Consider the following 20,111-nt stretch of genomic DNA (forward strand, 5'->3'; position numbering starts at 1 on the left):
CCTTGACCGCCTACTGTCAGACCCAACACGACCAACAGGCGTTGCAATCACCAGTTGAGACCGCCAGGCGAACCGTCACTTCCCATGGCGTGCAGGCCAGGGGAAGTGCGGGTTCACCAGGGCACCATGGTGAACCTGTGACTCAGCGAATCAGCCGCGAAGAGCGTCAGGCGGTGGCGCGGTGCAGCGCGACGATGCCGCCGGAGAGGTTGCTCCACTCCGGCGCCTGCCAGCCGGCCGCCTCGACCATCTTGGCCAGGCCCTGCTGGTCGGGCCAGGCCCGGATGGACTCGGCCAGGTAGACGTAGGCGTCCGGCGAGGACGACAGCGCCCGCGCGACCGGCGGCAGCGCCCGCATCAGGTACTCGACGTAGACGGTGCGGAACGGCGCCCAGGTGGGGTGGCTGAACTCGCACACGACGAGCCGGCCACCGGGCCGGGTGACCCGGCGCATCTCGCGGAGCCCGGCGAGCGGGTCGACGATGTTGCGCAGCCCGAAGGAGATCGTCACCGCGTCGAACGTGTCGTCCGCGAACGGCAGCTGCGTGCCGTCGCCGGCCGTGAACGGCAGGTGCGGCTTGGCGGCCTTGCCGACCTTGAGCATCCCGAGCGAGAAGTCGCAGGGGACGACCTCGGCGCCGCGGTCCGCGAACGGCTGGCTCGACGTGCCCGTCCCGGCGGCGAGGTCGAGGACCCGCTCTCCCGGGCGCGGGTCGACGGCCGCGATCACGGCCTTGCGCCACTGCCGGTCCTGCCCGAGGGAGAGGACGTCGTTGGTGACGTCGTAGCGGCGGGCGACGGCGTCGAACATGCGACGTACGTCGGACGGCTGCTTGTCGAGCTCTGCGCGGACCACGCGCAGAGACTACGGGGCCTAGGCGGCAGGCTCGACCGCGGCCTTGAAGACGTCGGCAGCGAGGCCCACGAGGTCCTCGGCCGCGACGGTGTCGGAGCTGACCTGGACGGTGACGCCGTCGTGGGAGACCTGGCACTCGCTCGCGGTCGGGCCCGGAGCGCCCATCTGGGTCGCCCCGGAGGTCAGGATGCAGACGCCGTCGCCGACCTTCTGCATCGTGATGCCGCCGGCACCGTCGGTCGACTCCGGGTCGGTCAGCGAGCTCGGCGAGAACGCGCCGCCCTCGGCCTGCATCACCTGGACGAACACCGCCTCGGTGCCGTTGACGACGTAGCTGCGGGTGACGGCCGAGGTGTCCAGCACCTCCGGCAGGACCTCGTTGCCGTACTCCGTGCTGCCGCCCTGCTGCTCGGCGATCGCGGCGGCCTGCGCGGCGAGCTCGCCACCGTCGAAGGACGACTCGAGGTCGGCCGCGGCGTACCCGCCCGGCAGGGTGTCGGGGAGCGTGAACGACAGCGACTCGTGCGTCTCGGACCCCTCGTCGTCACCTGTCGCCTCGGGCAGCACGACCGAGAACAGCACCATGCTGGTGAGGATCAGGAGACCGAGGACGATCCCGACGATCATGGGGACCCGGCTTGACGTTGTGGTGGCGCTCACGGGATTCGACGGTACCCCGGCTCCCGGAACCTGCTCCGCGCGGGGTCCTTGAGTAGTCTCGGGGCCGTGACGCTCACCGTGCGCACCGTCCGCCTCGACCTCGACGCGGCGGCGAAGCTCCTCGACCTGGTCCCCGCGGACCGGCCCGTGACCTGGCTGCGGCGCGGCGACGGCCTGGTCGGCTGGGGTGTCGCGGCAGAGGTGCGCACCCAGGGCGCCACCCGGTTCGCCGACGCTGCGAAGTGGTGGAGCGAGCTGATTGCGCGCACCGAGGTGCACGACGAGGTCAACGAGCCCGGCACCGGCATGGTGTCCTTCGGGTCGTTCGCCTTCGGCGACGACCCCGGCGACTCCGTGCTGGTGCTGCCGCAGGTGGTCGTCGGCCGGCGCGGAGACCTGGCCTGGCTCACGACCGTCGGCGACGTCAGCGTCGTGCCCACGCCGGCGGAGCCACCGGCCGCACCGGTCGCGGTGAGCTTCGCCGACGGCGCCCTGAACGGCGAGCAGTGGATGTCGGTCGTCGCCGACGCCGTCGCCCGGATCAGCCGCGGCGACCTCGAGAAGGTGGTCCTGGCCCGCGACCTCGTCGCGACCGCGACCGAGCCCGTCGACGTGCGCTGGCCGCTGGCGCGGCTCACCGAGCAGTACCCCATGTGCTGGACGTTCAACGTCGACGGCATGTTCGGCGCGACCCCGGAGATGCTGGTCCGCCGCGAGCGCGGACTGGTCACCTCGCGCGTCCTCGCCGGCACCATCCGGCGGACTGGCGACGACGAGCGCGACCTCGCGCTGGCCGCCACCTTGGCCCGCTCGTCGAAGGACCTCGAGGAGCACGAGTACGCCGTCCGCTCGGTCGCCGACGCGCTCGAGCCGCACTGCTCGTCGATGAACGTGCCCGAGGCGCCGTTCGTCCTGCACCTTCCGAACGTCATGCACCTCGCGACCGACGTCGCGGGCGTCGTGCACGACGCGACCACCGTGTCGTCGCTGCAGCTGGCCGAGGCGCTGCACCCGTCCGCCGCGGTGGGCGGCACCCCGACCGCGGTCGCCACCGAGCTGATCACCGAGATCGAGGGCATGGCCCGCGACCGCTACGCCGGCCCGGTCGGCTGGATGGACGCCTCCGGTGACGGCGAGTGGGGCATCGCGCTGCGCTCCGCGGCGATCTCCGGCTCCACCGTGCGCCTGTTCGCCGGCTGCGGCATCGTCGCCGACTCCGACCCCGAGGCCGAGCTCGCCGAGTCCCAGGCGAAGTTCGTGCCGGTCCGCGACGCCCTCACCACGGGCTGATCGCTGGCGTTCAGCGCGTCGTCACCGTGACCACCGGCGACCAGCCGGATGTCGAGGAACCCTGATGGGTCCGCACGCGCACCGACCACGTGCCCTTCCGCTCGAACGACCCGCCCACGCTGGCCGTGCGGTTCCACTGGACCCGCCACGGCTTCTTCCCCTTCCTGACCTGGACGTCGAAGGTGCGGGTCGCGGACGTCGTCGCCCAGGTGAGCGTCCACCCGTCCGCCGTGGATCCGGCGCGGGTGACCGGGACCCGGATCTTGCCGGTCATCTCCCGGTGGTGCGAGGAGTGGTACGGGAACGTGCCGGCCGACGGGAAGGTGCGGCTGAACGTGGAGCCGTCCGACTGGGTGTCGCTGTCCCAGAACCCCTGGTCCGAGGTGCTCGTGTGCGCGACGGCGTCCGGGAAGCCCCAGATCACCGACTGGCCGACGGCGATCGTCATGATCGCCGGGGTGAACCGCATGTCCGCCGCCGAGACCGCCGGCCCGGAGGCCGTCGAGGTCTCGACGGGGCCGGCGACCAGCATGGCCGGGAGAAGCAGCAGTCCGACCAGAGCGCGAGCCATCATGGGGCGGACGCTAGGTCGACCCGCGCACCCGTGGGGTCGACGCCGGTGCCGCCTCCCCCAAGTCGGGTACGCCGCTAGAGATCCTGGCCGTCCGCGCGGCGGACGTACTCCAGCCCCTCCTTGGGGAGGAACGCGTTCATGTGCTGCTCCAGGATCCCGTGGGCGGCGTCGGTGTAGATCCGGTCGTGGATCGCGAGGTTGCGCGGCGCCTTCACGGCGCGGGCGAAGTCGACGGCCTCGGACGCCTTCAGCCACGGCGCCGACGACGGCACGAGCAGCACGTCGACGGACTCGCCGGGCTCCGTCAGCGCGTCGCCCGGGTGGTAGACCTTCGCGCCGCCGGCGGTGATCACGTAGCCGCTGTTGAAGATCCGCGGGAACTCGGGATGGATGACCGCGTGCATCTCACCGACCGCGCGCACGGGCAGGCCGACGTCGAACGAGTCGCCCGGCGAGATCACCGTGACCCGCTCGGCGACCTCGGGAGCGTCCGCGCGGATCGCGGCCTCGACCGCGGCGATCGTGTAGATCGGTGCGTCGGTCGCGCGCAGGTGGTCGACCAGCAGGTGGTCGAAGTGCTCGTGGGTGACCAGGACGGCGTCGGCGCCGTCGACGGCCTCGGCGTCGGTGAACATCCCCGGGTCCAGGACGACGGTCGTGCCGTCGTGCTCGATGCGGACGCAGGCGTGCCCGAACTTCGTGATCCTCATGTCTCTACGATGCCACCGTGGCCGCCGCGGATCCTCGCGGAGGCCGACGGTGAGCTGGTCGGCCTCGCGACCGTGGGTCCGACCCGCGACGACGCCGGGACGCCGGTCGAGCTCTACGACGACCTCGGGACCTGGGAGATCAGAATGGTGCGGCCATGACCTACTTCGACCTGTCCGACCCGACGTTCGACGTCACCTCACCCACGGTCCACGAGGCGCGGGACGACTCCTGGTACGTCGAGACCAACTGGGGCTGGGCGATCCTGCGGTACGCCGAGGTCAGCGCGATCCTGCGCGACCGCCGGTTCCGCCAGGGCAACGCGCGCTGGCCGGCCCAGAACGGCATCCACTCCGGGATGTTCTCGGACTGGTGGCAGGAGACGCTGCTCAGCCTCGAGGGCGAGGACCACTCGCGGATCCGCCGGCTGCTGATGCCGGCGTTCCGCAACAAGACGATCGCGGCGATGCGGCCGCGCTTCCAGGCGCTCGCGAACGAGCTCATCGACGGCTTCGCCGGCCGCGGCGAGGTCGAGTTCATCAGCGAGTTCGCGGAGCCGTACGCCGCCCGCATCATCTGCGTGCTGCTCGGGCTGCCCGAGGACAACTGGCCGCAGGTCGCGCACTGGGCCGACGACCTCGGCGCGTCGTTCTCCATCGACGTGGGCAACCAGGTGCCGCGGATCGAGGCCGCGCTCGACGGGCTCTACGGCTACGTCGGCGAGGTCGTCGCCGACCGCCGCCTGCACCCGCGCGACGACCTCGTGACGACGCTGGTCCAGGCGACGGACGACGGCGACCGGCTCAGCGAGCACGAGCTCGGGGTCGCGCTCGTCTTCCTGGCCTTCGCCGGCATGGAGACCACGCGCAACCAGCTCGGGCTCGCGCTGCAGACGCTGTTGAAGCACCCCGACCAGTGGAAGCTGCTCGCGGAGCGGCCCGAGCTGGGCGAGAACGCGGTCGAGGAGGTCATGCGGGTCAACCCGACGGTGACCTGGGTGACCCGGGAGGCCCTGGAGGACCTCGAGTTCCAGGGCCTGCACATCCCGAAGGGCGGCATCGTGCAGACGCTCTCGCACAGCGCCGGCACCGACCCGTCCGCGATGCCGGACCCGGCGTTCGACATCACCCAGCAGCGCCCGCCGCACCACGGGTTCGGCGCGGGCGTCCACCACTGCCTCGGACACTTCGTCGCCCGCACCGACATGGCGGTCGCGCTGCCCTTGCTGGCTCAGCGGATGCCGGACGCCGTCCCCGACGGCCCGGGTGAGTGGCTGCCGGTGTCGGGCAACACGGGCGCGGTGAAGTTCCCGATCCGGTTCGCGCGCAGTTGAGCTAGCCAGCTGTCGCAGGTTCACCATGTGATGCAGGTGAACCTGTGACGCCGAGCCCCGAGGACGAGGAGTCGGACGTCGATCCCGTGGCCACGGCGGAGCTGGTCACCGGGCCCGAGGTCAGCGCCCCGTCCCTGGTCTACGCGATCAACGACTGACTCATGCAGTCAGGTGGTGCACGTAGCACCACCGCCAGTTCTCGCCGGGCTCGGCGGACTGCATCACCGCGTGCTGCGTGTCGTGGAAGTGCTCGGTGGCGTGCTGGAGCGGCGACGAGTCGCAGCACGCGACGTTCCCGCACGTGAGGCAGCGCCGCAGCGACACCCACTGGGTGCCGGCGTCCAGGCAGGTCTGGCAGAACGTCGCCGGCTCCTCGTCGACGGCGGGGTGTTGCTCGAGGTCCGCACAGAGGTCGCCGATCTGCCAGCGACGAGCGGCGTACGCCGCGGTCTCGTCGCGCTCCTGCTCCGCGCTGTCGAGCATCGACTCCTCGACGTCCAGCATCGCCAGCACGTCGGCGACCACCTCGGAGGGGACCTGACCGGCGCTGCGGATCTCCAGGATGCGCGCGCGCTCGGCGTCGATGAGCTGGCTGCGGATCCGGTAGTACAGCGCGGCCGGGGACTCCTGGTCGCTCTGCGTGCCGAGGCGCTCCCAGGCGGCGAAGTTGCGCTGGTCGAGCCGTTGCCGGATCAGCTCGACGACGCCGGCCGGGTCGTCGTACTCCATCGTGTCCAGCTCCTCGAGCGCTGCCTTCGACGCCTGCTGCAGGAGCGTCGCGCGGGCCAGCGCGTCGTCGAGCGGGTCGGGCGCCGGGACCCGCAGCCTGCGGGCGAACCACGGCAGTGAGAGTCCCTGGATGAGCAGCGTCCCGGCCACGACCGTGAACGCGATCATGAAGAGCACCTCGCGGTGCTCGGTGGTGTCGGGGATCGCGAACGCCGCCGCGAGCGTGACGACGCCGCGCATGCCCGCCCAGCCGAGCAGGAACATGAACGACCACGGCGGCGGCGCGTGGCTGGCGTCGCGGTCGCGCGGCCGCCGGAACAGCACCCAGCGCGAGCCCATGACCCACACGAGCCGCAGCACGATCACCGCGGCGAGGGTCGCCAGGCAGACGGTCACGATGCGGGCGGCGCCGAGGTCGCTGTCGGCGAGGTCCTGGAACAGCCACTGGGCCTGGAGGCCGATCAGCGCGAAGACGGTGTTCTCGAGCAGGAAGGAGACCGTGCGCCAGTTGATCCGCTCCGCGATCCGCGACTGCGCGGTCTGCAGCACCGGCGCACGGTGACCGAGCAGCAGGCCGGCGACGACGACGGCGATCACACCCGAGACGTGGACCTCCTCGGCGACGATGTAGCAGAAGAACGGCACCACCAGCGAGAGCGCGACGTCGACCGCGGGGTCGGTGATGTGCCGCCGCAGCCGGGCGACGAGGTAGTACGCCGCGAGACCGATCGCCATGCCGCCGGCCGCGGCGACGAGGAAGTCCAGGCCGATCCCCCAGGCGGAGATCGCGACCGTGCCCGCGGCCACCCCGAGGGCGGTACGCAGCAGCACGAGCGCGGTGGCGTCGTTGAACAGCGACTCGCCCTCGAGGATCGTCACGATCTTGCGCGGCAGCCCGATGTGGCGTCCGATCGCGGTCGCCGCGACCGCGTCCGGCGGCGCGACGACCGCGCCCAGCGCGATCGCGACCGCCCACGGCACGCCGGGGATCAGCTCGTGCACGACCCAGCCGACGCCGAGGGTCGTGAAGACCACGGCGCCGACCGAGAGCAGCAGGATCGGGCGCCGGTAGGCGTTGAAGTCGACGAGCGACGACGAGATCGCCGCGGCGTACAGCAGCGGCGGGAGCAGCCCGATCAGGACGACCTCGGGCTCGAGGTGCACCTGCGGCACGAACGGCAGGAACGACGCGCCGACACCGGCGACGACGAGCAGCAGCGGCGACGGGATCCCGACCCAGCGGGAGACGCCGACGCCGGCGAGGACGCCGACGGCGAGTGCGATCAGGAAGAGGGCGACGTCCACCGGGACATTGTCCTACGGGCGCAAGGAGCGGATCCGCTCGTCCAAGGCGCGGCGGTTGTCCCGGCGTACGACGGCCTCGATGACCTCGATGCCGCCGTTCGGGCTGGCCAGCGCCTGCTCGAGCTCGGGGAGGCTGGTGACCCGCAGGTGCGGCGTCCGGGTGGCCGCGCAGAGGCTGGCCAGGTCGACGCCGTGCGGGGTGCCGAACAGCCGGTCGTGCTGCTCGGCGTACGCAGCCGCCCCCTGCTCCAGCATCGAGAAGATGGAGCCACCGTCGTCGTTGACGACCACGATCGTGAGGTCCGGCACCGGCTCGCCGGGGCCGATCACCAGGCCGTTGGAGTCGTGCAGGAACGTCACGTCGCCCATCAGCGCCAGCGACCGCGTGCTGTCGGGCCGCGCGAGCGCGGCGCCGATCGCGGTGGAGATCGTGCCGTCGATGCCGGCGAGGCCGCGGTTCGCGAGCACCTTGCGGCGGGCGCCGACGCGGTAGCGCGGGACCATCAGGTCGAGGTCGCGGATCGGGCTGGAGGCGCCCACCACGAGCAGCGCGCCCTCCTCGAACGCCTGGGCCACGGCGCCCGCGACCTCGTGCGGCGTCAGGTCGGGCTCGGCCGCGAGCAGCGCGTCGAGCTGGCGCGAGACCGAACGGTCGGCGGTCCGCCACTCCTCGAGCCAGGCCGGGTCGTCCGACTGCTCCACGCCGGGCACCACGACCAGGCGCTCGTCGACGGGGAACGGCCGCTCGTGCCAGACGCCGCGCGCGGGCGTGTCGACGACCTGGACGTCGGCGCGCGAGAGCAGCCGGCTCACGGGCCGCGACAGCGTCGGGTGTCCGCACACGACCACGCGCTCCACGCGGTCGCCGAGCTCGCCGCCGAGCAGCAGGCGGTAGGTGCGGATCGCGTTCTCCCCCGTGCGCGAGCCGCTCGACGGCTCGGCCAGCAGCGGCCAGCCAGCGCGCTCGGCGAGCACGCGCGCGGGCGGGCCGGCGTCGTCGCCGGCGACGACCACGGTGCGCGGACCGGTCGGGATCGTCACCTGCACCGTCGCGCGCAGGTGCTCGGCGGGACGGCCGGGCGTCAACTCCGGCGTCCACCGGTCCTCGGGCACCAGCGGCTCGTCGAGGGGGACGTTGACGTGGACGGGACCCGTGGTCAGGAGCTCGAGCGGGCCGGTGGCGTCCTGCGTCTGGACGAGCGGCCCGAAGATGCCGACCTGGTCGGTGGTCTGGTTCGCGCTCGTGCCGCGCAGCCGCGGTGGCCGGTCCGCCGTCACCACGACCAGGTCGACGTCGGCGTGAGCGGCTTCGAGGACCGCCGGGTGGAGGTTGGCGACGCCCGTGCCGGACGTGCAGATCACCGCCGCGCGCCGGTGGTTGCGCGACAGCCCGAGCGCGAGGAAGCCCGCGGTGCGCTCGTCGATGCGCGTGTGCAGCCGGACCAGCCCGGCCGCGGCGGCGTCGTACGCCGCGAACGACAAGGGCGCGTTGCGCGAGCCGGGCGCGACCACGATCTCGGTGACACCGGCCTCGATCAGGGCGGTGACGACCTGACGGGCCAGCGCGGTGGAGGTCACGGACGTCGATCCTGCCGCACCGCGCGGACGGCGGCGAGCCGGGCCTCCCAGTGCGCGACCCGGTCGGGGGCGGCGTCGAGCAGCGACTCGTCGACGGTCGGGACCCGCACCGGCAGCATCCCGTCGACGGGCAGCAGGGGGTCGGTCACCACGTCGCGTTCCAGCAGCTGCACGGTCGCCAGCCCGCAGGCGTACGGCAGCTCCGGCAGCGCGGCCGCGAGCGCGACCCCGGCCGCTATCCCGACACTGGTCTCGAGCGCCGACGACACCACGACCGGCAGGCCGATGTCCTCCGCGATCCGGAGACAGGCCCGCACCCCGCCCAGCGGCTGCACCTTGAGCACCGCGACGTCCGCGGCGCCGAGCTCCCGCACCCGGTACGGGTCGGCGGCCCGCCGGATCGACTCGTCGGCCGCGATCGGCACCGACACGCGGCGACGCACGGCGGCCAGGTCCTCGACCGCTCGGCAGGGCTGCTCGACGTACTCCAGGCCGTCGGCGGCCAGGTCGAGGGCCGCGATGGCGGCGACCGCGGCGTCGACGTCCCAGAGCCCGTTGGCGTCGACGCGGATCCGTCCGTCGCGCCCGAGCGCGTCGCGCACCGCCTCCAGCCGCGCCTGGTCGTCGGCCAGGGTCTGGCCGGGCTCGGCGACCTTGACCTTCGCGGTCCGGCAGCCGCCGCGGGTGACGATCGCGTGCGCCTGCTCCGGCCCGACGGCGGGGACCGTGACGTTCACGGGTACGGCGTCGCGCACCGGCGCCGGCCAGTCGCCTGCCGCGGCCTCCTCGGCGCAGCGCAGCCAGGGCTCGGCGACCTCGTCGTCGTACTCCAGGAACGGGCTCCACTCGCCCCAGCCGGCAGCACCCCGGAAGAGGACGCCTTCACGGACCGTGATGCCGCGGAACCTCGTGCGCATCGGCAGGCTGAAGACCTTCATGCCAGCTCCCTGAGCGCGAGCCGGTCGGCCTTGCCGTTGGGGAGCAGCGGGATCGCGTCGAGCGCGACGAGCTGGCGCGGCGCCCAGGACCGCGGGTGCGTGGCGCCGACCCAGTCGCGCGCCTCCTCGGCGGAGATCGAGCCCACGACGAACGCGACGACCCGGTTGCCCCACTCCGGGTCGGGAACGCCGAGGACCTCGACGGCCTCCACCGCCGGGTGCTCACGCAGTCGCGCGGCCACGGCCGGCGCGGGGACGTTCACGCCGCCGGTCACCACCATGTCGTCGATCCGGCCGAGCACCTGCAGCCGGCCGTCCTCGTCGAGCCGGCCGGCGTCCGAGGTCAGGAACCAGCCGTCGACCAGCACCTCGGCGGTCTGTCCCGGGTCGCCGTCGTACCCGTCGAACAGGGTCGGGCCGGCGATCCGGATCCGCCCCTCGGCGTCGATCTTCAGCGCGACGCCGTCCAACGCGAAGCCGTCGTACACGCACCCTCCGGCGGTCTCCGCAGAGCCGTACGTCGCGACCACGCGCACGCCGGCCGCGTCGGCGCGGGCGCGCAGGCCCGGGTCGATCGGACCGCCGCCGAGCAGCACCGTGTGGAACGAGCGCAGCGCGTCGGCGTCGGTGTCGAGCAGCCGGTGCAGCTGGGTCGGCACGAGCGAGACGAAGTCGGCGTCCCGGGCGGCGTCGGCGAAGGACGGGTGGTCCTCCAGGACCACCGGCTCGTGCCCGGCGACCAGGGACCGGCAGATCACCTGCAGGCCCGCGACGTAGGACGACGGCAGCGCGAGGAGCCACCGGCCGGAGCCGCCGAGGCGGCGCGCGGAGGCGTGCACGGACGCGAGGACCGCGGCCCGGGAGAGGCGGACCCGCTTGGGCACGCCCGTCGATCCGGAGGTCTCGACGATCCAGGGTGCCGGGTCATCGGCCGCGAGCCACTCCGCCAGCCGCTCGATCTCCACCCGCCCGAGGCTAGAGCAGTCGAGTACTGCTTGAATCTCGGGTCGTGGCAACTTCCTCCCAGTGGCTCGCCGGCGCGCGGCCCCGCACGCTCCCGGCCGCGCTCTCCCCGGTGCTGGCCGGCACCGGCGTGGCGGCGTACGTCGGCGCCTGGGACGACTGGCAGAGCGTGTGGTGGAAGGCGCTGCTCGCGCTCGTCGTCGCGCTGGCACTCCAGGTCGCGGTGAACTACGCGAACGACTACTCCGACGGCATCCGCGGCACCGACGCGGACCGCGTCGGGCCGATGCGGCTGGTCGGCTCCGGGGCGGCCACGCCCGCCGCGGTGAAGCGCGCGGCCTTCCTGGCGTTCGGCGTGGCCGCGGTCGCCGGGCTGGTGCTCGCCGCGACCACCGCCTGGTGGTTGGTGCTGGTCGGGCTGGTCTCGGTGCTGGCCGCGTGGTTCTACACCGGCGGCTCGAAGCCGTACGGCTACCTCGGGCTCGGCGAGGTGATGGTCTTCGTGTTCTTCGGCCTGGTCGCCGTGGTCGGGACGACGTACGTCCAGACCGAGACCTGGGAGTGGGCGTCGCTGTGGGCCGCGGTCGGCATCGGCGCGCTCGCCTGCGCGATCCTGGTCGCGAACAACCTGCGCGACATCCCGACCGACACCCTCGCGGGCAAGCGCACCCTCGCGGTCGTGCTGGGTGACCGGCGCACCCGCGGGCTGTACGGCGCACTGGTGGTCTCCGCCGCGGGTGCGGTCGCCCTCGTCGCGGTCACGACGACCCTGTGGGCCCTGGTCGGGCTGGGCTACCTCCTGCTCGCCGTCCCCGCCGGCCGCACCGTGATGAGCGGCGCCACCGGCCCGCAGCTGATCCCCGTGCTCCAGCAGACCGGTCTAGCCGAGCTGCTCTGGGCGGCCCTGGTCAGCGTGGCGCTCGCCGTCGGCGGCTGACGCTGCCAGAGTGGGTCCGTGAACAAGGACCTCTCGGGCTGGGCGTTCGGAACCGGCCTCCTCGTCACGATCCTGCTGGCCGTGTCGAGTGCGGTGATGATCGAGGACCCGCCGAGCCCGGCCGACGCCGCGGTCGGCAAGGGCCTGCTCGTCCTCGGCTGCTGCACCGCGCTCATCACGCTCGTGGTGCTCGGCTACGCCATCAGTGCGGCGCCGCGGCCGTCCGAGCGTCCGCTGGAGCGCAGCGACTGGGACGACGTCTGACCGACCCCCGCGCTCGCTTGTAACGCGGTGTTCTGGGCTCTGGTATCCCCGCCAGAACGGGGTGCCTAGTCTCCAAAACCGCGCGTTACAAGCGGCATCGGCGACTGCCGGCCTCAGGCGTCGTCCGCGTCCTCCTTGGCGCGCATCTCCTCGAACTTGGTCGACATCTTCTGCGCGCGCGTGTCGACCCGCTGCGCCAGCGCCTCGCGGGGGCCGTTGAGGAGGAAGTACGACCCGAGGCCGCTCATCACGAACGCGATCACCACGGCCCATAACACCGGGACCTCGTCGGCGACGAGGACCCAGATTCCCGCGACGATCCCGAACGAGCCGAGGAACAGGACGAGGCGCAGCAGGGTGTAGATCCAGAACTCCTTCACCCCATCAGGGTAGGCGCGACCACGCACCGCCTACATTGGAGGGGTGCTGAGATTCCTGCTCGTGGTGATCCTCATCGCGGTCGCCGTCTACTTCACCGTGCGGGTGATCCAGCGGCGCGGCGTTGCCCCGGCCCCACGCCGGCCCAAGCCGCCGCCGCGGGTGATGGGCCCCGACGACGACCCGGACTTCCTGCGCGACCTCGACCGGAAGCGCAAGCACCCGGAGGACCCGGAGCCCAGCTAGGAGCGGCTAGCGCCGCTCCACGACAGCCGGCGCGCCGTCGGCGTACGAGTGCTGGCTGGTCGTCGAGAAGTAGTTGATCCCGATGAAGTTGAACCACAGCGTGGCCATGCCGACCAGCGCGAGGATCGCGGCGTTGCGGCCCTTCCAGCCGGCCGTCGTGCGCGCGTGGAGGTACGCCGCGTAGACCACCCAGGTGATGAACGCCCACACCTCCTTGGGGTCCCAGTTCCAGTACGACGACCAGGCCTGGTGCGCCCAGATCGGGCCGGTGATCAGCACCGCGAAGGTCCACACCGGGAAGCCGAAGGCGTGCAGCCGGTACGACACCCGGTCCAGCACCTCGGGCTGCGGCAGGCGCGCGACGTACCCGGTGGTCTTCTCGGAGCCGCGCACCTTGACGAGGTACATCGCCGAGGTGATGCCGCCGATCGTGAACGCGCCGGTGGCGATGATCGCCGAGACGACGTGGATCACCAGCCAGTACGACGTCAGCGCCTCGGTGAGCGGCGCGACCGGCGCGTAGAGCCAGATCGCGGCCACCATCAGGACGGAGAGCACGAACGCGACGACGATCGGCGCCATCCAGGCCAGCCGCAGCCGGTGGTAGAGCGCCACGTAGATCAGCGCGACCACGAAGCTGCCCGCGAGCGTGAACTCGTACATGTTGCCCCAGGGCACGCGGTTCGGGTCGGCGGCCATCCCGCGCGCGACCAGCGCGACCAGGTGGACCGCCACCGCCAGGCAGGTCAGCAGGAAGCCGAGCCGGCCGAACAGCTCGGTCCGGCGCAGCTTGGCCTCGGCCTCCTCGTCGGGGCCGGTCGCGACGGCGACGCCCCCGGGGATGTCGACCGAGCTCTGCCGCTCGGCGCCGGCGGCCACGGGGAGGGAGCGCAGCGCGCTCCACTCGATCAGGTGCGCCAGCAGGGCGAGGAAGTAGACGATCCCGGCGGCGGCGACCGCCTGGTTGCTGAGGGTCTCCCACGCGGCGTTGCTCACGACTTGTCCTCTCGTTGCAGGGCGGCCACCAGGTCGTCGACGACGACGGCCGTGTCTCCGCCGCCGGACCGGTCGAGGGCGGCCACCTCGACCAGTGTGCCGTGCTCGTCACGGCGGACGCGAACCCACACCCGCCGTGGCCGGATGAACAGCGAGCCGAGCAGCCCGACCAGCGCCAGCACGACGCCGGCCAGCGCGATCCACTTGCCGGGGGTCTGGCTGATCTGCAGCTTGGTCCAGCGCTCGACGCCGTCGAAGCTCACGGTCCCGATGCCGTTCGGCAGCGTGACCTCCTCGCCGGGCTGCAGGTCGACCCGGTACGGCGCGCCGTTCTTCTTGCGGAGCATCGGGGCGTCGGACTTGTCGAGCGAGTAGACCGACTGCGGCACCCCGGCGTCCATGTTGAGGTCGCCGGTGTAGACGAGCATCGAGATCATCGGGTTGCCGAGGTCGCCGAACGCCGAGAAGTAGGTGCCGGTGCGGTCGCTGAACGCGGCGGTCGGGTAGAACTCGCCCTCCAGCCCGATCTGGGTCGGCTCGGCGGTGTTCGCCTTGACGACGCCGATCGACTGGAACGTCTGGTCGAGCGGCAGGAAGATCGTCGGGCCGCTGTAGACCACGTCGCCGTCGCCGTCCTTCACCGTGATCACCGGCGCGTAGCCGTGTCCGATGAGGAACACGTCGGTGTTCCCGATCGTGAGCGGGTGGTTGACCTTGAGGTCGTAGGACTTCTCCGGCGAGTCCAGCGACTCCTGGTACGTCGTGTGCGCGACGAAGCCCCGCGCCTGGCCGGCGGCGGCCCCCTCGGTCAGCCAGTCGATGTCGAAGTCGTCGACCTCCAGGAAGAACGGCTCCATGTCGTCGGCCCCGAAGAGGCTGCCGGGGTCGAAGTCGTCGTACTGCGTGAGCGTGTTCGAGAAGCCGTTGCCGACCACGAGGATCACGCCGCCCTTGTAGCCGAACAGGCTGCCGATCGCGAAGCCGACCAGCACCACCAGCACCGACAGGTGGAACAGCAGGTTGCCGACCTCGCGCAGGTAGCCGCGCTCGGCGGAGACCGCGTCGTCGGCGACCGACAGCCGGTACCGCTGCTTGCGCAGCGCCGTCCGCGCGCGCTCCAGGACGACGTCCGGCTCCTCCGTCGAGTGGTACGTCGCGTGGTCCGGGAGGCGGGTCAGGTTGCGGGGCGCGGCCGGCGGCTTCGCGCGGATCCCGCGCCAGTAGTGCCACGTGCGCGGCACGATGCAGCCGACCAGCGACAGCATCAGCAGCAGGTAGATCGCCGAGAACCACGGGGAGTCGTAGACCGAGAAGAGGCTGAGCCGCTCGTAGATCGGCGTCAGCTTCGGGTGGTCCGCCTGCCAGTTGGACGTCTTGAGGGCGTCGACGCCGGCCTGCGGGACGACCGACCCCGGGATCGCAGCGAGCGCGAGGAGCAGCAGGAGGATCAGCGCGGTGCGCATCGAGGTGACCTGGCGCCACACCCAGCGCAGCAGCTCGACGAAGCCGAGCTCACCGGGCTTGCGGTCGTCCTCGGGAGGACGGGTGCTCAACGACGTGCTCATATCGACACCTCGGACTTGTCGACCAGGTTGACCTGGATCCAGGTCACGGCGTCGGCCCACCACCCGGTGATCAGCAGGACGCCGACGGCGACGAGCATCAGCCCGCCTGCCCGCATCACCCAGAGCTGGTGCCGGCGAACCCACGAGATCGCCGACAGCGCCTTCTCGTAGGCGAGGCCGGCGAGGATGAACGGGATCCCGAGCCCGAGGGCGTAGACGGCGGACAGGAAGCCGCCGCGCGCCGCGGTGCCCTCGTTGACCGCCAGGGTCGTGATGGCCGCCAGGGTCGGGCCGATGCACGGCGTCCAGCCCAGCCCGAACAGGAAGCCCAGCACGGGCGCGGCGGCCAGGCCGACCGCCGGCACCTGGTGGATCCGCCAGTCCCGGTTGAGGAACGGCAGCCACCCGGCGAACGCCAGCCCGAGCACGATCATCAGGACGCCGAGGCCGACGGAGAGCTCACGGCTCCACGTGACCAGCCAGGCGCCGAGCGCACCGGAGGCCGTGCCGAGGATGACGAACACGACCGTGAAGCCGAGCACGAACAGCAGCGAGCCGAGGAACATCCGGCCACGCCGGGTGCCCGCGACCCCGTTGGCGAGGTCCGCGCCGGACAGTCCCGTCGCGTACGACAGGTAGCCCGGCAGCAGCGGGATCACGCACGGTGAGAAGAACGACACCAGCCCGGCGATCAGCGCCACGGGGATCGCGAGCAGCATCGACCCGGACAGCGCGGTGTCCTGGAACCACTCACCCATCGCTGGCGACGTCCTCCACCACGTCGACGAGCGTCTGGGTCGACGGGATCGGGCCGAGGATGCTCGCCGCGACGCGGCCCTCGGCGTCCAGGACGACGGTCGCCGGCACGGCGCGCGGGGTGAGGACGCCGGGGAAGGCGAGCAACGCCTTGCCGTCCGGCTCGTAGAACGACGGGTACTCGACGCCGTACTTCTCGTCGTGCGACAGCGCCTGCGCCGTCGAGCCGTCGCGCAGGTTGATGCCGACGAAGCTCGCGCTGTCGCCGAGCTCCTCCGCGGCGTCGACCAGGTCCGGCGCCTCGGCGACGCACTCGGCGCACCAGGAGCCCCAGACGTTCACCACGGTCGGCTTCCCGCGGAAGTCCGCGAGCGCGATCGGGTCGCCCTCGAGGTCCTCGCCGGCGTACTCGACCGGGTCGCCGCGGTCGGTGGCCTTCACGATCTGGACCTCGCCGTTGCCGGAGACGTAGCCCTTGTCACCGGTGCCCTCGAGGGAGGAGCAGCCGGTCGAGAGCAGCAGTGCGCACGCGAGCGTCAGGGCGCCCAGGACGGAACGGGACATGTCAGGGCCGGTCCGCCTCGGGCGCGCCGCCGGCCGAGAACGGCGCCTTCTTGTCCTTGATCGGGATCAGGTCGCCCGCCGGCTCGGAGTAGCTGACCTGGGTGATCCGGTCGCCCACGAAGTGCAGCGAGGTCAGCGAGCACAGCGTGCACTCGCGGCGCCGCGGGTCGTGCAGCTGGCGCCGGCCCTCGACGTGCAGGCGGGTCGTCCAGATCGGCAGCTGGTGGGAGACGATGACCGCCTCGTGGCCGACCGCGGCCTTCCGCGCGTCCTCGACCGCGGCCATCATCCGCGCCACGATCGTGGCGCTCGGCTCGCCCCAGGACGGCTTGAACGGGTTGTAGAGGTGCTTCCAGAGCCGGGGTCGCTTGACGATCGTCATCGCGCCCTCGCCGAAGCTGATGCCCTCGAACTTGTTGGTGGACTCGATGACCCGCTCGTCGGTGACGATCTCCAGGCCGCGCGCCTGCGCGAGCGGCTGCGCGGTCTCCTGGGCGCGCTCGAGCGGCGAGACCCGCAGGTGCACGATGTCGCGGTCGCCGATGGTGTCCGCGACCCGCTGCGCCATCGTGCGGCCCAGGTCGGACAGGTGGAACCCGTCGCGGCGGCCGTAGAGGATGCCCTCGGGGTTGTGCACCTCGCCGTGGCGCAGCAGGTGGACGACGGTGTCGGGGGTCTGGCTCACGAGGTGGCTCCTGGAGTCTCCTGGGCGGCAGCCGCGGCACGCGCGGCGACGGGCAGGGCGTCGAGCACCGTCTGCACGGCGCGGTCGTCGTGGGCGGCGGAGAGGAACCAGGCCTCGTACGCCGACGGCGGGAGGTACACGCCGTGGTCGAGCATCGCGTGGAAGAACGCGGCGTACGCCCGCGAGTCGGTCCTCGACGCGTCGTCGAAGTCCCGCACGGCCGTGTCCATGAAGAAGATCGAGAACATCGTGCCGGTGGCCTGGACGACGTGCGCGACACCGGCCTTGCTCAGCTCGTCAGCGGCGGCGGTCTTGATGGTGTCGGCCGCGGCGCCGATGTGGGCGTACACGTCGTCGGTCGCCAGGCGCAGCGTGGTGAGACCGGCGGTGGTGGCGATCGGGTTCCCCGACAGCGTGCCGGCCTGGTAGACGGGACCATCGGGCGCGAGGCGCGACATCACGTCGGCGCGGCCGCCGAACGCCGCGGCCGGGAAGCCGCCGCCCATCACCTTGCCGAACGTCACGAGGTCGGGCGTCCAGCCCTCGACGGCGCCGTCGAGGCCCCACTGGCCCTGCTTCGAGGCACGGAAGCCGGTCATCACCTCGTCGCTGATGAACAGCGCGCCGTGCTGGGCGCAGGTCTCGGCGAGGAACCGGTTGAACCCGGCCTCCGGAGGGACGACGCCCATGTTGCCCGGCGCCGCCTCGGTGATCAGGCAGGCGATCCGGTCGCCGTGCTCGGCGAACGCCTTCTCGACCGCGGCCCGGTCGTTGTACGGCAGCACCATCGTGAGCGCGGTCGACGACTCGGGGACGCCCGGGGTGCCCGGCAGCGCGAACGTCGCCAGCCCGGAGCCGGCCGAGGCCAGCAGCGAGTCCACGTGGCCGTGGTAGCAGCCCGCGAACTTCACGACGACGTCGCGGCCGGTGAAGCCGCGCGCGAGCCGGATCGCGGACATCGTCGCCTCGGTGCCGGACGACACGAAGCGGACCTTCTCGACGGGCGCGCGGGCGACGATCTCCTCCGCGAGCTCCACCTCCGGCTCGGTCGGGGTGCCGTACGACGTGCCGCGCGCGACGGCCGCCGCGACCGCGGCCTGGACCTCGGGGTGCGCGTGGCCCAGCAGCATCGGGCCCCAGGAGCAGATCAGGTCGACGTACTCGTTGCCGTCCACGTCGGTCAGCCAGGCGCCGGCCGCGGAGCGGATGAAGCGGGGGGTGCCACCGACCGCGTTGAACGCACGGACCGGGGAGTTGACCCCGCCGGGGGTGACGGCCCGGGCCCGCTCGAAGAGCGCGGCGCTGGCGGCAGTCGGTGGAGCGGTCGGTCCGGTCACCGGGCCATTGTCGCCGAGAGGGCCAACAGCGCCGATTCGAGGTCCGGACCGGGGGCCGGGGAGGTGGGCTGGACCACTTTCTGAACAGCAACGTGTTTCACCGTCATGACCTGCGGGAACGGTCGTCTCGGGGTTACCGGACGAACCGATGCGGGGGCGGCGTACCGTAACTGGTAGTGACGGCACTCGTTGGTTCGGTCACCCCGTGCTGAGGGAGCACACCGGGTCGAGAGGGACAGGGAGAGCTCACGATGTCGACTGCACGCTTCGGACGCGGGCACAAGGCGATGGCGATCGTGCCGCTCGCCGTGCTCTCAGCCGCGTGGACCGCCAGCATCGCCGGAGTCGGCGGCGTCACCGCGGTCAGCGCGGACGCCAGCCCGGACACCACCCTGCCCGACGGCTCCAGCGTGCCGACGGCCGCGATCGAGGCGCCCGCGAGCGTCTCCGGCGGCAGCGGCCTCGACGGCGGCGTCGCTCCGGGCCTGCGCGGCAACCCGCAGGAGGTCGCCTCCCGGGTCAGCACCTCCGGCATCCCGGCCGCGGCGCTCGCCGCCTACCAGCGCGCCGAGACCGTCATCAACTCCGCGGACCGCAGCTGCAACCTGTCGTGGCAGCTCATCGCCGCGATCGGCAAGGTCGAGTCCGACCACGGTCGCGTCAACGGCAACACCCTCGACCGCGACGGCGTCGCCAAGCCGGGCATCTACGGCATCGCCCTCGACGGCACGAACGGCACCACCCGGATCTCCGACACCGACGCCGGGCAGTACGACTCGGACGCGAAGTACGACCGCGCGATCGGCCCGATGCAGTTCATCCCGTCGACCTGGTCGGTCGTCGGCGTGGACGCCGACGGCGACGGCAAGCGCAACCCGCAGGACGTCGACGACGCGGCCCTCGGGACCGCGGTCTACCTCTGCTCGGGCGCCGATGACCTCGAGACGGTCCGCGGCCAGCGCGCGGCGATCTACCGCTACAACCACAGCACGCAGTACGTCGACCTGGTCGTCTCGATCATGAACGCCTACCTCGACGGCGAGTTCACCTCCGTGCCCAACGGCACCACGTCCGCGGGCTACCTCCTGCCCGCCGAGCCCGTGGAGCCCCCGAAGCAGCACCACGGCGGCCAGCACGGCAACAACGGCGGCGGCCAGGGCAACAACAACCCGGACAACAACGGCGGTGGCCAGCCGACCGAGGAGCCGAGCGAGCAGCCGACCGAGGAGCCCTCGGAGCAGCCCTCGGAGCCGGCCAACCCCGGTGGTGGCGGACAGCTGCCGACGCCGAGCCTGCCGCCGCTCCCGTCGACGTCGATCCCGCCGCTCGACGCGCTGCTCACCCACGCGCAGGCGGTGCTGCAGTGCACGCTCGAGGGCTACATCGACAACATCCTCAAGAAGGACGACCCGTTCGACCAGTGCGTGTACGACTACACGCACCGCTGAT

22 protein-coding genes are annotated in these 20,111 nt (G+C 72.2%); 7 read left to right on the plus strand and 15 right to left on the minus strand.

What is annotated here, in order from left to right:
- Positions 1–166: 166 nt before the first annotated feature.
- Both ABD875_RS00005 and ABD875_RS00010 read right to left on the minus strand, forming a co-directional pair.
- Positions 167–862 carry a demethylmenaquinone methyltransferase gene (locus ABD875_RS00005; protein ID WP_379188073.1) on the minus strand — a complete coding sequence of 232 codons (696 nt, stop codon included), beginning with the start codon at positions 860–862 and terminating at the stop codon, positions 167–169.
- Positions 863–874: 12 nt separating this feature from the next.
- On the minus strand, positions 875–1,516 hold the full coding sequence (locus tag ABD875_RS00010; RefSeq protein WP_345170277.1) for a hypothetical protein: 642 nt from the start codon (positions 1,514–1,516) through the stop codon (positions 875–877).
- 66 nt (positions 1,517–1,582) lie between these two features.
- On the opposite strand from ABD875_RS00010, the gene ABD875_RS00015 reads away from it, so the two are divergent.
- The gene (locus tag ABD875_RS00015) at positions 1,583–2,806 is read left to right on the plus strand and encodes an isochorismate synthase (protein ID WP_345170279.1); all 1,224 of its coding nucleotides are present in this window, start codon (positions 1,583–1,585) and stop codon (positions 2,804–2,806) included.
- A 10-nt stretch (positions 2,807–2,816) separates the two neighbouring features.
- Here ABD875_RS00015 and ABD875_RS00020 read toward each other — a convergent pair whose 3' ends face one another.
- Together ABD875_RS00020 and ABD875_RS00025 are read right to left on the minus strand one after the other, a co-directional pair.
- Positions 2,817–3,380, minus strand: a complete 564-nt coding sequence (locus tag ABD875_RS00020; RefSeq protein ID WP_345170281.1) for a hypothetical protein — start codon at positions 3,378–3,380, stop codon at positions 2,817–2,819.
- Between the two features lie 74 nt (positions 3,381–3,454).
- The gene (locus ABD875_RS00025) at positions 3,455–4,090 is read right to left on the minus strand and encodes an MBL fold metallo-hydrolase (RefSeq protein ID WP_345170283.1); all 636 of its coding nucleotides are present in this window, start codon (positions 4,088–4,090) and stop codon (positions 3,455–3,457) included.
- A gap of 9 nt (positions 4,091–4,099) precedes the next feature.
- On the opposite strand from ABD875_RS00025, the gene ABD875_RS00030 reads away from it, so the two are divergent.
- Together ABD875_RS00030 and ABD875_RS00035 are read left to right on the plus strand one after the other, a co-directional pair.
- Entirely contained in the window at positions 4,100–4,249 is a 150-nt protein-coding gene (locus tag ABD875_RS00030) for a hypothetical protein (RefSeq protein ID WP_345170285.1), read from the plus strand.
- A complete protein-coding gene (locus ABD875_RS00035) occupies positions 4,246–5,421 on the plus strand; it encodes a cytochrome P450 (protein WP_345170287.1) in 1,176 nt (391 codons plus the stop codon). The genes ABD875_RS00030 and ABD875_RS00035 overlap by 4 nt, the downstream gene beginning before the upstream one ends.
- A gap of 159 nt (positions 5,422–5,580) precedes the next feature.
- On the opposite strand, the gene ABD875_RS00040 is transcribed toward ABD875_RS00035, so the two are convergent.
- Genes ABD875_RS00040 through ABD875_RS00055 form a run of 4 tightly spaced genes read right to left on the minus strand, consistent with a single transcriptional unit; the run spans position 5,581 to position 10,936 of the window.
- Positions 5,581–7,455: a Na+/H+ antiporter gene (locus ABD875_RS00040; RefSeq protein ID WP_345170289.1), complete on the minus strand. Its 1,875-nt coding sequence runs from the start codon at positions 7,453–7,455 to the stop codon at positions 5,581–5,583.
- Between the two features lie 12 nt (positions 7,456–7,467).
- Entirely contained in the window at positions 7,468–9,033 is a 1,566-nt protein-coding gene (gene menD / locus ABD875_RS00045; protein WP_345170290.1) for a 2-succinyl-5-enolpyruvyl-6-hydroxy-3-cyclohexene-1-carboxylic-acid synthase, read from the minus strand.
- Positions 9,030–9,971: an o-succinylbenzoate synthase gene (locus tag ABD875_RS00050; RefSeq protein ID WP_345170292.1), complete on the minus strand. Its 942-nt coding sequence runs from the start codon at positions 9,969–9,971 to the stop codon at positions 9,030–9,032. The genes menD and ABD875_RS00050 overlap by 4 nt, the downstream gene beginning before the upstream one ends.
- The gene (locus tag ABD875_RS00055) at positions 9,968–10,936 is read right to left on the minus strand and encodes an AMP-binding protein (RefSeq protein WP_345170294.1); all 969 of its coding nucleotides are present in this window, start codon (positions 10,934–10,936) and stop codon (positions 9,968–9,970) included. The genes ABD875_RS00050 and ABD875_RS00055 overlap by 4 nt, the downstream gene beginning before the upstream one ends.
- A gap of 44 nt (positions 10,937–10,980) precedes the next feature.
- Here ABD875_RS00055 and ABD875_RS00060 point away from each other — a divergent pair, with 44 nt between their 5' ends.
- Both ABD875_RS00060 and ABD875_RS00065 read left to right on the plus strand, forming a co-directional pair.
- Positions 10,981–11,871, plus strand: a complete 891-nt coding sequence (locus tag ABD875_RS00060; RefSeq protein ID WP_345170296.1) for a 1,4-dihydroxy-2-naphthoate polyprenyltransferase — start codon at positions 10,981–10,983, stop codon at positions 11,869–11,871.
- 18 nt (positions 11,872–11,889) lie between these two features.
- Entirely contained in the window at positions 11,890–12,135 is a 246-nt protein-coding gene (locus ABD875_RS00065) for a hypothetical protein (RefSeq protein WP_345170298.1), read from the plus strand.
- 113 nt (positions 12,136–12,248) lie between these two features.
- Here ABD875_RS00065 and ABD875_RS00070 read toward each other — a convergent pair whose 3' ends face one another.
- Entirely contained in the window at positions 12,249–12,515 is a 267-nt protein-coding gene (locus ABD875_RS00070; protein ID WP_345170299.1) for a DUF4229 domain-containing protein, read from the minus strand.
- 43 nt (positions 12,516–12,558) lie between these two features.
- Between ABD875_RS00070 and ABD875_RS00075 the strand changes: the two genes are divergently transcribed.
- Positions 12,559–12,759, plus strand: a complete 201-nt coding sequence (locus tag ABD875_RS00075; RefSeq protein WP_345170301.1) for a hypothetical protein — start codon at positions 12,559–12,561, stop codon at positions 12,757–12,759.
- Positions 12,760–12,765: 6 nt separating this feature from the next.
- Here ABD875_RS00075 and ccsB read toward each other — a convergent pair whose 3' ends face one another.
- Genes ccsB through hemL form a run of 6 tightly spaced genes read right to left on the minus strand, consistent with a single transcriptional unit; the run spans position 12,766 to position 18,662 of the window.
- A complete protein-coding gene (gene ccsB / locus ABD875_RS00080; RefSeq protein ID WP_345170303.1) occupies positions 12,766–13,755 on the minus strand; it encodes a c-type cytochrome biogenesis protein CcsB in 990 nt (329 codons plus the stop codon).
- Positions 13,752–15,320 carry a cytochrome c biogenesis protein ResB gene (resB, locus tag ABD875_RS00085; protein ID WP_345170305.1) on the minus strand — a complete coding sequence of 523 codons (1,569 nt, stop codon included), beginning with the start codon at positions 15,318–15,320 and terminating at the stop codon, positions 13,752–13,754. The genes ccsB and resB overlap by 4 nt, the downstream gene beginning before the upstream one ends.
- Complete coding sequence (locus ABD875_RS00090; protein ID WP_345170307.1) at positions 15,317–16,078, minus strand: cytochrome c biogenesis CcdA family protein; 762 nt, start codon at positions 16,076–16,078, stop codon at positions 15,317–15,319. The genes resB and ABD875_RS00090 overlap by 4 nt, the downstream gene beginning before the upstream one ends.
- The gene (locus ABD875_RS00095) at positions 16,071–16,640 is read right to left on the minus strand and encodes a TlpA family protein disulfide reductase (protein ID WP_345170309.1); all 570 of its coding nucleotides are present in this window, start codon (positions 16,638–16,640) and stop codon (positions 16,071–16,073) included. Before ABD875_RS00095 ends, ABD875_RS00090 begins: the two co-directional genes overlap by 8 nt.
- A 1-nt stretch (position 16,641) precedes the next feature.
- Positions 16,642–17,325 (minus strand): histidine phosphatase family protein, encoded by a 684-nt coding sequence (locus tag ABD875_RS00100; RefSeq protein ID WP_345170311.1) that lies wholly within the window; start codon positions 17,323–17,325, stop codon positions 16,642–16,644.
- Positions 17,322–18,662 (minus strand): glutamate-1-semialdehyde 2,1-aminomutase, encoded by a 1,341-nt coding sequence (hemL, locus tag ABD875_RS00105; RefSeq protein WP_345170313.1) that lies wholly within the window; start codon positions 18,660–18,662, stop codon positions 17,322–17,324. Before hemL ends, ABD875_RS00100 begins: the two co-directional genes overlap by 4 nt.
- A 251-nt stretch (positions 18,663–18,913) precedes the next feature.
- Between hemL and ABD875_RS00110 the strand changes: the two genes are divergently transcribed.
- Positions 18,914–20,110, plus strand: coding sequence for a lytic transglycosylase domain-containing protein (locus ABD875_RS00110; protein WP_345170315.1), 1,197 nt, complete (start codon positions 18,914–18,916; stop codon positions 20,108–20,110).
- Position 20,111: the final 1 nt, after the last annotated feature.

It is taken from the genome of Nocardioides caricicola (genome assembly GCF_039541135.1).
GTDB lineage: Bacteria > Actinomycetota > Actinomycetes > Propionibacteriales > Nocardioidaceae > Nocardioides > Nocardioides caricicola.